The 13,775-nt window shown below is 46.6% G+C and carries 15 protein-coding genes; 6 read left to right on the top strand and 9 right to left on the bottom strand.

Going from position 1 to position 13,775, the window contains the following annotated elements; genetic code table 11:
• Positions 1-15 precede the first annotated feature (15 nt).
• From RIG68_RS14715 to RIG68_RS14745, 7 genes are all read right to left on the bottom strand, one after another.
• Positions 16-399 (bottom strand): VanZ family protein, encoded by a 384-nt coding sequence (locus RIG68_RS14715; RefSeq protein ID WP_350123630.1) that lies wholly within the window; start codon positions 397-399, stop codon positions 16-18.
• A 118-nt stretch (positions 400-517) separates the two neighbouring features.
• Positions 518-1,858: a cell envelope integrity protein CreD gene (gene creD, locus RIG68_RS14720; RefSeq protein ID WP_350123633.1), complete on the bottom strand. Its 1,341-nt coding sequence runs from the start codon at positions 1,856-1,858 to the stop codon at positions 518-520.
• Between the two features lie 52 nt (positions 1,859-1,910).
• Entirely contained in the window at positions 1,911-2,201 is a 291-nt protein-coding gene (locus RIG68_RS14725) for a winged helix-turn-helix domain-containing protein (protein ID WP_350089391.1), read from the bottom strand.
• Positions 2,198-2,815, bottom strand: coding sequence for a hypothetical protein (locus tag RIG68_RS14730; RefSeq protein WP_151998456.1), 618 nt, complete (start codon positions 2,813-2,815; stop codon positions 2,198-2,200). Before RIG68_RS14730 ends, RIG68_RS14725 begins: the two co-directional genes overlap by 4 nt.
• 73 nt (positions 2,816-2,888) lie before the next feature.
• The gene (locus tag RIG68_RS14735) at positions 2,889-3,161 is read right to left on the bottom strand and encodes a hypothetical protein (RefSeq protein ID WP_350123636.1); all 273 of its coding nucleotides are present in this window, start codon (positions 3,159-3,161) and stop codon (positions 2,889-2,891) included.
• 17 nt (positions 3,162-3,178) lie between these two features.
• On the bottom strand, positions 3,179-3,469 hold the full coding sequence (locus RIG68_RS14740) for a type II toxin-antitoxin system RelE/ParE family toxin (protein WP_350123639.1): 291 nt from the start codon (positions 3,467-3,469) through the stop codon (positions 3,179-3,181).
• Positions 3,457-3,636 carry a hypothetical protein gene (locus tag RIG68_RS14745; RefSeq protein WP_350123642.1) on the bottom strand — a complete coding sequence of 60 codons (180 nt, stop codon included), beginning with the start codon at positions 3,634-3,636 and terminating at the stop codon, positions 3,457-3,459. The genes RIG68_RS14740 and RIG68_RS14745 overlap by 13 nt, the downstream gene beginning before the upstream one ends.
• Positions 3,637-3,771: 135 nt before the next feature.
• Between RIG68_RS14745 and eat the strand changes: the two genes are divergently transcribed.
• From eat to RIG68_RS14775, 6 genes are all read left to right on the top strand, one after another.
• Positions 3,772-5,106, top strand: a complete 1,335-nt coding sequence (gene eat, locus RIG68_RS14750; RefSeq protein ID WP_350077033.1) for an ethanolamine permease — start codon at positions 3,772-3,774, stop codon at positions 5,104-5,106.
• A gap of 2 nt (positions 5,107-5,108) precedes the next feature.
• On the top strand, positions 5,109-6,485 hold the full coding sequence (locus tag RIG68_RS14755; protein WP_350123645.1) for a glutamine synthetase family protein: 1,377 nt from the start codon (positions 5,109-5,111) through the stop codon (positions 6,483-6,485).
• 133 nt (positions 6,486-6,618) lie between these two features.
• Positions 6,619-7,392, top strand: a complete 774-nt coding sequence (locus tag RIG68_RS14760) for a glucose 1-dehydrogenase (RefSeq protein WP_350123648.1) — start codon at positions 6,619-6,621, stop codon at positions 7,390-7,392.
• A gap of 4 nt (positions 7,393-7,396) precedes the next feature.
• Positions 7,397-8,782 carry an aldehyde dehydrogenase family protein gene (locus RIG68_RS14765; RefSeq protein ID WP_350123651.1) on the top strand — a complete coding sequence of 462 codons (1,386 nt, stop codon included), beginning with the start codon at positions 7,397-7,399 and terminating at the stop codon, positions 8,780-8,782.
• A 1-nt stretch (position 8,783) separates the two neighbouring features.
• Complete coding sequence (locus tag RIG68_RS14770; RefSeq protein ID WP_350123654.1) at positions 8,784-9,467, top strand: glutamine amidotransferase-related protein; 684 nt, start codon at positions 8,784-8,786, stop codon at positions 9,465-9,467.
• Between the two features lie 168 nt (positions 9,468-9,635).
• Positions 9,636-12,149: a DUF3857 domain-containing protein gene (locus RIG68_RS14775; RefSeq protein WP_350123656.1), complete on the top strand. Its 2,514-nt coding sequence runs from the start codon at positions 9,636-9,638 to the stop codon at positions 12,147-12,149.
• A gap of 39 nt (positions 12,150-12,188) precedes the next feature.
• Here RIG68_RS14775 and RIG68_RS14780 read toward each other — a convergent pair whose 3' ends face one another.
• A complete protein-coding gene (locus RIG68_RS14780) occupies positions 12,189-12,857 on the bottom strand; it encodes a Rossmann-fold NAD(P)-binding domain-containing protein (protein WP_350123659.1) in 669 nt (222 codons plus the stop codon).
• Positions 12,858-12,914: 57 nt separating this feature from the next.
• The gene (locus tag RIG68_RS14785) at positions 12,915-13,766 is read right to left on the bottom strand and encodes an MBL fold metallo-hydrolase (protein WP_350123662.1); all 852 of its coding nucleotides are present in this window, start codon (positions 13,764-13,766) and stop codon (positions 12,915-12,917) included.
• Between the last annotated feature and the right edge of the window lie 9 nt (positions 13,767-13,775).

Consider the following 13,775-nt stretch of genomic DNA (forward strand, 5'->3'; position numbering starts at 1 on the left):
ATTTAAAATAGCGCCTTAACGTGACTCTTTCGTTATCCTTCTCCACATCCATTCTGAAAGGAAAACAAAGCTCCACACCCCCAGCACGTCGCTGAGCATGTCTGCCAACTCAAAGGTTCTCGTGGCAAAGGCTAATTGGGTAAACTCTTCAGCTACGGCAAAACTTAAGACAATTACGCCAGCCATATTGATATCGAGCGACCGAATTTTTAATCGTCTGAATTTCAGTGCGACATTGATCAGGCCTGCAAGAAACCCAAAGAGCATAAAATGCCCCACTTTGTCACCAAAAGGAACGCCTTCAAACACTCTCATAATGTGTAGTTTATGATTGGTGTCTGCCATCACAATGATGAAACAGAGAAAAAGGAAGAAGAGGAGGGAGGGAATGTATCTCATTTTGTTCGATGTAGAGTTTTAAATTTATATGATTCAATGTTATAAAAGGATTTCCAGGCTTCACTCCCGCCAGTTGGCGGGCAGGGTATATGAAGCCTGAAAATCCTTTTTTGAAGATCTACTCAGCAGCAATATTCAGCTTGTACCAGTTAATATTCCTGGTGAAATACATAGTGATTGCCAGAATGATCGTCAAGCCAATGCTTCCCATCAGTAGCGCATAGTCAGCCAGCTGAAGTGTAACAAACAAGAAGCCGTAGATGCCAATCAACGTAGCCACCAGCAGCATGGAAAGCTTCGGCATTTTGAAGACACTCATGGAATACAACGAAATCATGCCGACTATCGCACAGGTGGAGATGGCGTAAGCCAGGTTAAAGTTGGCGTGCTCAGAGATGGAGATCAGCAGGATGTAGAAAAGTGACAAGGCCAATCCCACAAGGGTGTATTGGAAAGGGTGTATTTTTCTACCATTCAGTATCTCGACCAGGAAGAAGATAAGGAAAGTGAGTACTATCGTCATGATGGCGTATTTAGCTGACCGCATCGATTTCTGATAGTCATCCAGAGGCAAGATGAGATCCACACCAAAGGCCGAATTTTGCAGCTTCTCGGCTTCCCCCGAGCCGATCCACGACTGAGGGAAGTTCCGGTTGAGCTGAAGCACTTTCCAGTTGGCAGAAAAGCCAGCATCGCTCACTTCCCGATCGTCAGGAATGAAGTTGCCATTGAAACTGGGACTGGGCCATGCCGAAGTCAGCTTGATATTGGTGTTGCTGCCAAGCGGGGTGAACGACAGATTCCGGCTTCCCTGAAGCTTGAGGTCAAAGCCAAAAGCGAGGTCTTTCCCAAAAGCGTCGGTCAGGTCGGGTACTGCGACGGTAAAGCCAGCATAGGCGATGTCCGAAATGCGTGACCCAGGCTCTACTTTCAGGTCACGGTTATTCCATTTGACTACCACATCGTCTTCAATACCTCTCAGGTCTGAAATACCGATGGTAAGAAACGCCTGTCCCCACCTGATGGTCTTCAGGTTATTTTCATCGGGCATTTTGTCGATGACGAAGCTGCCATTCACAGCCAATGCCGATCTGTAAACGACAATTTCGTAAATACCTCGCCTGAGCTTCTCCGGGTCTACCGTTCCGGTGATATCGAGCGACTTGGGCAGGATATGCCAATACTTCACCGCTTCCACTATCTTGTCGTCCTTCAGGTATTCGTACACAAGCGGTATGGTGAGGATAGGGCCATTCACCAGCTGGCTATCAGCCCATTTGCCGCTGACTTCTGACACAGCTGCATTGTTGAGGTGTTCACGTTCGCTGATGATCGAGGTGATCATGGAAGTGGGTATCAGTAACAACAACACCAAAATGGTAATGGTGGTGAGCTTTAACATCACTGAATTCTTAATCCAGTTGTTTACTTTTTCTAGCGGAGTGGTTTCATTTTCCATGTTTACTGAATTTAAAAGTACTTTGTTTTTCAAAGTGAATAGATAAATTTTTTTACTTTAGCAATTGCTCAATAGCCTTGATGTGTCTGACAAAAGCTTCTTTTCCTTCTGCGGTGGCCATGTATTTAGTATTGGGCTTTCGTTCGATAAACTCTTTTTGTACAGAGATATAGGTGCTCGTTTCCAGCGACTTCAGGTGGGTGGCCAGATTGCCGTCTGTGACGTCGAGGAGGCTTTTGAATGAGTTGAAATCCATGGCATCGTTCACCATCAGGGCAGACATAATGCCCAGGCGGATCTTGTTTTCGAACGCCTTGTTCAGGTCTTTCAGCAGCTCTTTCACGACCCGTACTTTATGTACATGGCAATGCCATAGACAATGTGGAGCAGTCCGAAGCCAATCGCCCAAAACAACAAGCCGTAGCCGATAAACTGACAAGCAAGCAAGCCGAGAATTATCTGGATCAGGCCCAGACTTCTTACTTCGGAGAGGGTGTATTTACTGGCATTCACGAGCGCAAGGCCGTAGAACAGCAAGGTGAGGGGTGCCAGCAATCCAATCAGACCTTTGAAGAGCAAAATAACGCACAGAACGCCGCCTGCCGCCAGGGGAATAAATAGATTGATCAACAAGCGCTTAGCCTGACTGTCCCATAGTTTTTGATTGTTTTTGGAAGCCTTGCGTTGTGTGAAAAACAAACCGGCGCCTACGGCGGAGAGCAGGAGGGCCACAGCGATAATCAACAACTGAGAGATGTTTTCGTTGCTCAGCAGTGCCTGTCGGTAGCCCAGGTAGTTCTGACCGCTATACACCATTTCGTAGGCAACATAAGCGCCGATGAGCCCCAGGCAGCCTGCCACTATACCCGACATGCCGCTTAGTGAGATAAACCTGGAAGAGCGATCCATGATCGACTTTATTTCATGCAGGTCGTCTAAGTATTTTTGTTTCTCCATTTAAAAGTACTTTGTGTTTCAAAGTAAATGATAGTACGGATATTTTGCAAATGTGTTTTTCAGTTCTGGTAAATTATTTTTCCAGCCAGGCTTTTAGTTGTTCGGCAACTTCAAGCCAGTTTTCAACTTTCTCTGGTTTTCGTGGCGTGCCGACATAGTATTCAAGGCTGTCCATAAACTTCCCACTTTCAAGTGATGTCACTTTCTTTCGATGGAAGCTGAAAACCTCACCTTTGTGTTTCAGGTGCACCCATCCTGTCTTTTTGGTAAGCAGGATCTCGTTGTCAAGCCCCGCTTCTTTAAGCAGGTTCATGATGTCTTTATGCTCTGTTGGGAGGAGGCGCATATTGACTGTCGTGAATATTAGAGATTTATTAGTGGGGTTGAAGAATGGTGTACTGTGAGTATATCAACTCTTTCTTCGCTAGATATCTGGCAAATCAGTCTGTAATTACCTTCGATGAGTTCTCTAATTGAATCATCTTTTTTCTCAGGAACAACTCTGCCAATCTTTGGCATCGTTTTGAGAATGTTGGGCTTCTTGAAGAGCTTATTAACCAGAGAGGAGGAGTAGTTTTCGGAAAACCTGCTGTTGTAATTCGCAATGTTGGTCAAATCATCTATGGCTTGCTCAGACCATATTACCTTAACCATTTCTCTAGTTTTTTTTCAGCTTCTTCTTCCCTGTAGACTTTGCCTTCTTGGATTTGCTTCTGTCCCTCTTCGATTTTTTGCAGCACGATCAATTTTTCCATCAACACGTCGATGGCAATATCTTCAGGCATATCCTGTATGGCGTCCAGTACCTGTGTCTTTTTCATATTGATTACTTATTTGATCAAAATATACGAAATTCAATTGAATATGGTCAGCATGCGATGATCGCTTTCACTCTTAACATATCCTTAACCTCACTTCTACTTAACAATTGAATAACAAATCGCTATTTTCGGACGATGGGAGAGACCAAACCGGAAAGTGCCGCAGTAGAGAACAAACTTGAACCTAAGCTGGGGCCGCTCATGCTCTGGGGGCTGGGAGTTGGCTACGTCATCTCTGGCATGTACTTCGGCTGGAACCTGGGCCTCGCAGAAGGTGGCACACTCGGCCTGGCGATCGCTACCTTTTTCATCATCATCATGTACGTCACCTTCACTTTCAGCTACACCGAGTTGGCCTGTGCCATTCCGAAGGCAGGTGGAGCGTTTGACTATGCCAACAGGGCGCTGGGCAAAAACCTGGGGTTCCTGGCCGGTATGGCCCAAAACATTGAGTTTATCTTTGCGCCTCCAGCCATTGCCGCTGCCATTGGTGCTTATTTCCATATTTTCTTCCCCGATATTAATACACTATTCATTGCCCTGGCGGCTTACTTGGTTTTTACCTCTCTCAATATAGCCGGCGTAAAAGCTGCCGCTACTTTTGAACTGGTCATCACCATTCTGGCGGTGGTAGAATTACTGATTTTTGCAGGCGTGTGTCTGCCAGCTTTTGAATTCAAGAACCTACAGGTCAATGCCCTCCCCAATGGTTTTCAGGGCATCTTTGCGGCGCTTCCATTCGCTATTTGGTTTTTCCTCGCTATCGAAGGCGTAGCCAATGTGGCCGAGGAAGCCAGAAACCCTCAGCGGAGCATTCTGATTGGTTTTGGGTCAGCCATTTTCACGTTGGTGGTGCTCTGCATCCTCACTTTTGTTTCGTCAGTTGGCGTGGCAGGCTGGGAGGCGGTTGTATTTCCAGAGGGAAGCAGCACGGCCTCCGACTCGCCTTTGCCACTGGCACTTGGAAGGATCGTAGGAGAGGGACATATTTTGTATCACCTGTTGATAACCGTTGGGTTATTTGGTTTGGTTGCCTCCTTCCACGGGATCATTCTTGCAGCCGGTCGCTCCACTTTTGAGTTTGGGCGGGTAGGTTACGTGCCCAAATCCCTGGGCAGGGTGCACCCCAAAACCGGTACGCCTGCCAATGCCCTGGTGGCCAATATGGTGGTGGGGATACTGGCCTTGCTTACTGGCAAAACAGGCGAAATTATCACTATTGCCTGTTTTGGAGCATTGACACTTTACATTTTGTCGATGATCACCTTCTTTGTGCTCAGGAAAAATGAGCCCGAACTGGAGCGCCCATTCAAAGTGCCATTTTACCCTTTGTTTCCTGCAACGGCGTTAGTGATAGCAGCGATTGCTTTTGTGGCCATCACCTGGTACAACCCAATGTTGGCCCTGATCTATTTCGGACTGCTGATTATCGCTTATATTTGGTTTAAGCTCACCTATAAAGAATCGTGACCATGCTAGTGAAAGGAATGCTTACCCTGGATGAACTGAAAAAGAAAGTGGCCTCAGAGGAGATCGAGACAGTTATCACCGCCTTTACCGATCACTATGGTCGCATGATGGGCAAGCGCTACGACGCTGAGTTCTTTTTGGAAAGCGTAGTGAAAGGTGGCACGCATGCCTGCAACTACCTGCTCACCACCGACATGGAAATGGAGCCGGTTCCTGGCTACGACTTCGCCAATTGGGAGCTGGGTTACGGAGATTTTCATTTGGTGCCCGACATGAAAACACTGCGTGTAGCCAGCTGGCTGGAATCTACGGCCCTGGTTGTTTGCGACGTGTATTCCGACAAAACGCATGAATTGATACCAGAAGCACCCCGTTCCCTGCTTTCTGGTCAAATCAAGCAGCTAAAAGTTCAGGGCTTCGATTCCGCTGCGGCTACTGAGCTTGAATACTACCTTTTTGAAAACGATTATCGGTCAGCACATGAAGCTGGGTACAGCCAAATGACGCCTGCCGGATGGTACCTCGAAGACTACCATATTATGCAAGGCACCAGAACAGAAGAGTTTACCGCCGCTGCCCGAAAGCACTTGAAGCAGTCGGGCGTGCCTGTAGAGAACTCGAAAGGGGAATGGGGGCTGGGGCAGCATGAACTCAATGTGCAATATGCCGAGGGACTGGAAATGGCTGATAGGCATATCGTATACAAGCAGTGCCTGAAAGAACTCGCCGACTCAATGGGCATCTCAGTTACCTTCATGGCCAAGTTCCATGAGGACAGGGCTGGGAGCAGCTCTCATGTGCATATCAGTTTGTGGAAAGACGGTAAAAACCTTTTTGTGGGCGATGAAGATTTTGGGCCGGTAAAGGCGTCGAAGGAGTTTGGCCACTTTCTGGCCGGCTGGATCAAGTATGTGCCTGATGTGATGGTGTTTTATGCACCAACGATCAATTCCTATAAGCGCTTTGTAGATGGAAGCTGGGCACCAACCCGCATGGCCTGGAGCAAGGATAATCGCACGGCCGGATTTCGAATTGTAGGAGAGGGGAATAGCTTAAGAATAGAAAATAGAATTCCGGGTGCTGATTGTAACCCTTACCTGACCCTGGCGGCGTCTATAGCTAGTGGATTGAAAGGGATGAAAGAGAAGCTACGGCCGGAGAAATGCTTCGAGGGAGATATTTATGCAGCGGCGCATTTGCCCGGGGTGCCAAGAACTTTGAAAGAGGCCGTGAGGTTGTTTAAGGGAAGCTCATTTGCCAAAGAAGCGTTTGGAGAAGCGGTAGTGAAACACTACGCCCATTTCTACGAAACCGAAGTGGCTGATCACGAAAAAGCCGTGTCGGACTGGGAGCGGAAAAGGTATTTTGAGAGGATATGATGCTGTGGCTCAGGTGCACACACCGTTAGGTGGTGGCAGCAGAGAATTAGAATATAAACAGAACTAATGAAATCACATTGGTGCCACCAGCTCGGGCTGTGGGCACCAATCTAAAATTTACCATAACCAATACATGAGACTAAAAGATAAAGTAGCCCTGATCACAGGGGGAAGCAGTGGCATAGGAAAGGCCAGTGCGATGCTTTTTGCAAAAGAAGGTGCCAAGGTGGTAGTGGCCGATGTGAATGAGGCAGGTGCTACAGAGACAGTCAATGAAATAAAAAAGGCTGGTTTTGAAGCTTCCTTCGTGAAAGCAGACGTTTCCAAAGCAGCCGACTGCGAAAATATGGTGAAGTTCGCCGAGAGCACCTATGGCAAGCTGAACATCCTGTTCAACAACGCCGGTATCATGGATTCCAACGACGACAATGCTGAAAGCACCTCCGAAGAAACCTGGGATCTGACCATGAACATCAATGCCAAAGGCGTGTTTCTTGGTTGCAAGTATGGCATTCCCGCACTGAAAAGAGCAGGAGGAGGCAGCATCATTAATACCGCTTCCTTCGTTGCAATTCTTGGAGCCGCCACGCCGCAAGTGGCCTACACCGCCAGTAAAGGCGCTGTACTGTCACTGACAAGAGAACTTGCAGTCATTCATGCGAGAGAAAACATCCGGGTGAATGCATTGTGTCCAGGCCCACTAAGAACTGACCTGCTGATGAAGTTCCTAAACACAGAGGAAAAGAAACAGCGTCGCCTGGTGCACGTGCCAATGGGACGGTTTGGTGAGTCGGAAGAAATGGCTAAATCAGCATTGTTCCTCGCTTGCGACGATTCGTCTTATGTCACAGGTACCGAGTTTATGGTAGATGGTGGTATCACGGCGGCCTACGTAACCCCTCAATAAGTTTATGCAAAAAGGTTTTCAAATCATCAGCCCGGTCGACGGGTCAGTTTACACCGAAAGGAGCTATGCGACGGCTTCTGAAGTTGATGCTGTAGTTGCCAAGTCTTGTTATTCATTTCCTTCATGGAGAAAGACTTCGTTAGAAAAGCGGGCGGAAATCTGCCGTAAAGCGGTACAGTATTTTGTAGATCATGCCGACGACTGGGGCTTTGAAATTACTATGCAAATGGGACGCCCCGTGCGCTACACGCCGAACGAAATCAAAGGTGGTTTCAAAGACAGGGCAGAATACATGATTGCGTCTGCTTTTGATGCTTTGAAGGACAAGGAAGTATCTCAAAAAGAAGGCTTCAAACGCTTTATAAGAAAAGAACCCCTGGGAACAGTATTAGTGTTGGCCCCATGGAACTATCCCTATCTCACCTCTGTGAATGTGGTTATCCCGGCCATCATGGCCGGCAATACTGTCATTCTCAAGCACGCCGAACAAACAGCGTTGTGCGCTGAGAGATATGCAGAGGCATTCAAGGCCGCCGGACTGCCGGATGGTGTTTTCCAGTTTTTGCACATCGATCATGCCCAGGTAGCCGATCTGATCCATGACCCAAGAATTGCTTATGTGGCCTTCACTGGCTCGGTGGAAGGTGGTCATGCCATTCAGGAAGCGGCTGGAGACAGGTTTATCACTGCTGGTCTGGAGCTGGGTGGAAAAGACCCTGCTTACGTAAGAGAAGATGCTGACCTGGCTTTTGCAGTGGAAAACCTGGTGGACGGGGCTTTCTTCAATTCTGGACAAAGCTGTTGTGGCATTGAGCGCATTTATGTGCACCAGTCGAAATATGATGAGTTTGTTAAAGCCTTTGTGGAGCTGACAAAAACCTACAAAGTAGCTGACCCTCGCAAGTCAGATACCACACTGGGGCCAATGGTACGACCTTCCAATATGGCCAAAGCCCAGCAACAAGTGAAAGAAGCAGTAGCCAAAGGAGCCAAACTGCTAGTCAGTGCCATTGACTTTCCGGAGATGTCGGCGCCCTATTTGGCTCCACATGTTTTGGTAGACGTTAATCACACCATGGAGATCATGTCTGAGGAAAGCTTTGCGCCGATCATTGGTATCATGCCGGTGAAAGACGATGACCAAGCCATCAAGCTGATGAACGACAGTCAGTACGGACTCACAGCTTCTATCTGGACTAAAGATGTAGACAAAGCCCTTGCCATTGGCAACGAAGTGGAAACTGGCACCTGGTTCATGAACCGCTGCGATTACCTCGACCCTGAGTTAGCCTGGACTGGTGTGAAGAACTCCGGCAAGGGGTACACACTGTCTTCATTGGGCTATGATGCTTTGACTCGCCCTAAATCCTTTCACCTGAGAGTGTCTTAAAATGAAAGTGGCCCTGCTGGTTTGCGATCATGTAGCTGAACAGTTTGCCGTTAAGCATGGCGACTACCCCTTCATGTTCGACCAACTTCTGCCTGAGTTGAAACTGGAGCCATGGTTTGTTTGCGATGGCAGTTTTCCGTCCATAGCAGACTATGACGCTTTTGTTTGCACAGGCTCGAAGGCTTCAGTATACGACGACATTGCCTGGATACACCAGTTAAAAGCGTTTACGAAGGAGATTTACGACAGCGGTAAGAAGTTCGTCGGCGTTTGTTTTGGCCATCAGATGATGGGAGAGGCGCTAGGAGGAAAAGTGGGACGGGCCGAAGTTGGCTACCTGATTGGTGTTCATCAATTCGCTATCAAAGAGAAACCCACCTGGATGAGACCAGCGCCTGACAGCTACAATATCCTCATGCTATGTCAGGACCAGGTAATGAAACTACCCCCCAACTCAAAGGTATTGGCCTCATCTCCTGAGTGCCCGGTAGGAATGTTCACTGTCGGCGATACTTTTTTTGGTATCCAGGGGCATCCCGAATTTAGTACGGAATATAACAGAGAAGTCTTTGGATCGAGGGTGGAAAGGATAGGGAAGGAGAACGTGGAGAAGGCGGTTTCGAGTTTGGTGAGTGAGCCGGATAGGGAGGGGTTGAAGGGGTGGATACTGAGCTTTATTGATTGAAAAACAGGGTTAGACACTGCTTCTTTCTTTGGTAAATATTTAATAATTCTAAGGATTAGTATTCAAATTCTTTTTTCAAAAGCAAGTTTGTAAAAGATAGTAGTTGATTATTTACTGTAAATATATATTATTGGCTGACATAACTATCAACACTTTTTAAGTGGTTATATGCGCCAAATATTTGCTCTTGCAGCGATTGTCTTAAATGGTTACTTCGCCGTCGCCGAAAAAGATGTTTCCGTCGATAAGCCATCAAATTGGGTCAGTAGGGTAGAATTCGACGACTCTATAGTTCCGGGTAGTAGCAATTCTTATCAATATCTCCTTATTCAACAAGAAGATCATTTACCAAAGGAAACGAAGTTCCGACGGTTTGTCTACAAGATTTTGAACGCTGACGGTGTGCAATCAATGTCCGATATCAGTGTGTCATTCGATCCTACTTACCAGAAGCTTGTTTTCCACGAATTGAATTTGATCCGTGAAGGCGTGTCGCATAGTAAGCTGAGCAAGGAGGTGATAAAAATTTTTCAAAGGGAGACCAGTATGGATCGGTCGCTTTATGACGGATCCCTCACTGCTGTCATCAATTTGGAGGACGTTCGGGAAAACGATATCATCGACTACTCTTACTCTCTTATTGGTTTCAACCCAATAAATGGTGGCCACTTTAGCGCTAATTACTACCAACAGTTTTCGGTTCCGGTTAATACAGTGAGAACCAAAGTTATCAATGACCCCAGCAAGTTTATTCAGTTCAAATTGTTCAACGCTGCGGAGAGCCCTCGTCGCACGAATGTCAGTGGTATGGATGAATATAGTTGGACTGTGAATGCAAAAGACTATTTGCTGGTTGACAACAATATTCCGACGTGGTATGACCCTCATAGACGGGTTTCTTTTTCAACTTTCAAATCGTGGGAAGAAGTTGTTGCCTGGGCCTTACCATTGTATCAATATCCTGAATCTGAAGTACAGCAAATTGAGTTCCCATTGAGTAGTGGTGCAAGCGAAGAGGTTAGAATTGCGAGCTTGATTCAGAAAGTGCAGGATGAGGTAAGGTACTTGGGGTTTGAGTCGGGTATAGGGGCCTATAAACCCCATAATCCGGCCAAAGTCTATGAACAGCGATTTGGAGACTGTAAGGATAAGTCCCTTCTTTTGGTAGCACTTTTAAGGAAAATAGACGTTGTGGCGAATCCGATGCTCGTAAATACGGCGGTAGGCCATAAGTTAGGTGATGAGCTACCTGGATTTTCGTTATTCGATCACTGTGTTGTATCATTTTCTCACAATGGAGAAGACTATTTTGTCGATCCAACGATTTCTAATCAGGGAGGGAATATCGGGCTAATCTCATTTCCCAATTATGAATTTGGATTGGAGATAAAAAAAGGTTCTAGTGCTCTTAGAGAAGTTGCAACAAAAAACTTACCAACTATAAAGATAAATGAGGTAATCAGTGTTGAATCCATAGGTGGCGGGGCAGCAATGCATGTTCGAACCGAGTATACTGGCAGCCGGGCAGATTACATTCGAAGCTATTTTGCCTCAAACTCTTTCGAAAATATTAAAAAAGAGTATTTGAACTACTACAGTAGCCTTTATCCCCATATTACATCTTCCGGGGACGTAAAGTTTTATGACTACGATCGTCTTAGCAAGAACAAGATTATTGTCGAGGAGTTTTATGAAATAGAGAAATTCTGGGTCGACTCAGATGACAAAGAGTACATCCTTTGCGAGGCGTATCCATTGGTGTTGGAGTCTTATTTGAACTATCCAAAAGCAGCTAACCATGAAATGCCCTACTATTTGGGACAGCCTTACTCCTATATTCAGGATACTCAAATTGACCTTCCTGAGGATTGGTCTGGAGAGGGTGAAACTATAAACCTTGGAAATGAAGCATTTGATTTCTCGAAGACGACACAGATAAAAGGAAGAACTGTGTCCGTGTCGTTTCGCTACGACTTGAAGAAAAGTTTTATCTCAGGCGATTCAGTTAATGGTTTCCTACAGAAGATAGAAAGTGTAAAAACTGAAATGCCACAATACCTGACGTACAACGAGAACCTGGCGGCGTCTGCTTCTAAGGTCAGCTGGGTGTCATCCTTTCTGGCGGTTGTGAGTTTATTTCTTGGTGTTTTCTTTGCAGTGAGGACATACAAAATCTATGACCCTGAGCCATGGGAGTTCGCTGAAGATAAACCTATAGGAGGCTGGCTAATCCTGCCTGCTATAGGTCTTACGCTCACTCCAATCAGATTGGTTATTGACCTTTTGAGTAATGATCAACTAAGTGCAGGGATGTGGGATGGTATTATATTGCTAACGGACGGCGGGGTAAAATCACTCCCTGTCCTTGTATTTGTCGGCGCTGAGTTAGTGTACAACTACATGTTTTTCGTTTTCAGCATTCTGATAATTGTTCTCTTTTATCAGAGAAGAACAAGCGTTCCGAGGCTGGTGACCATTTTTTATGCACTAGCCTTGATAGTGCCAATTGTTGACGCATTGATTACGGATGAGTTAATTCCAGGAGTGCTAAGTGAAACTGACCGAAATGCTACTATTAAGGAGGCAGTGCGTGCCGGTGTGGCTGCATTAATTTGGATTCCGTACTTCAATATAGCAGAACGAGTGAAAAGCACTTTCTGCAAAAAAAGGATCAAGCAGTAAATTTTCGGGGTGGACTATTAGTGGCTGACCAGGCACTATTTATAACCCCGCCACCGCCTTAATATCCCTCACCTCCAGCACTTTCTTATCATACCCTTTCAATGTCACTCCCAGCATAGCCTGCCCCAGGTCTGCCAGTGTGCTTACGCTGCCAGGGAATACCGCTTTGAGAAAGGGATACATCCAGGTGATATATTTGTAGTATTTCAGCGTGTTGTTGAGGTTGGGTGTTGGATGCATATAACCTGGACGAAACATATAGGCGGCTTTGAAAGGCAGTTTCAGCAGATCATTCTCTGTTTTGCCTTTTACTCTTGCCCACATGCTTTTGCCTTGTTCAGTGCTGTCGGTAGCTGCACCGGAAACATAGCAGAAGGTCATGTCAGGGTTCAGCTTCGCCAGCAGTTCGCCTGTATGCAGGGTGAGGTCGTAAGTGAGCTTTTTGTACTCTGGTTCTTTCATGCCTACTGATGACACACCCAGACAAAAATAGCAGGCGTTATAGCCCTTGAGCTGGTCAGCGATTGGAGTAAGGTCAAAGAAGTCTTTATGAATGATCTCTGTAAGCTTAGGGTGAGTGGTGCCACAGGGTTTCCTGCCTATCACCAGCACTTTTTCCACATCGGGGTGGTTGAGACATTCGTGCATGACTCCTTCGCCTACCATGCCACTGGCACCAGTAACGATAACGTTAATTTTTGTTCCCATAAAGATGCTGACGTTTGACTTTGCGATTTACTTTACCTGCTATGGAAAGGTAAGCAGTTAAACTGAGACCACCTCGCCATCGGCAGGCACCAGCAGCCGTTTCGTGACATTGTTTTCTGAGGCGTATTTGGTTACGTCAGTTTTGTGCAGGAGGCAGTGATTGACCGTGTCCATGTGAACAGCAATGACCTTTGCTTTGCCAGATGCCTTTAGCACTTTCTCAATATCAGCGAGGGTCATAGTGATTGGGTCTCCTTTCAGAAACTGCGCCGCTCCGGCGTTCACCACAATGACGTTGGGTGTGTATTTTGCTACGGCAGTTTCCACTTCATCGCACCAAATAGTATCCCCTGCGATGTACAGTTTGTCTGCACCTGCCGTAATAACAAAACCTGAAACAATCCCCATTAGCTGGCCAATTTCGCCTGTTCCATGCTGACCTCCAGTTCTGGCAATGGAAAGGCCCTGGAAAGGGTAGTCGGAGGCAATTGCTACGGCATTCTCAAAACCCAGGTTCTTGATTTTCTCAAGATCAGATGGCTGACAGAATATAGGCTTGTTTTTAGGGATTGAAGCATGGGCTTCACTGTCCCAATGGTCTCGGTGGATATGTGTGACCAGCACAGCATCACATTGGCTGACAAGCGACTTTATTTCGTTTGATGAAAGAGGAAGATCCACCATGGGGATGCGGTAGTCGTTGCCGGCGTTTTGCACCGGTGCCATGGCATCTTTGGCTGAAAGCATCGGGTCGACGAGTAGTTTGACTCCGCCCATCTCTACCCAGAGAGTGGCATGTCTGAGGAGGCGAACAGTCGTTCTTCTTTTGTTGGCAAAAACTTGAGGGCTACTGGTGGCCAGTAGCCCTCCGATAATCAGTGAGCTCTTTAAAAAGTCTTTGCGGTTCATGGGATGGTA

The sequence above is a fragment of the Imperialibacter sp. genome, from assembly GCF_040222385.1.
GTDB lineage: Bacteria > Bacteroidota > Bacteroidia > Cytophagales > Cyclobacteriaceae > Imperialibacter.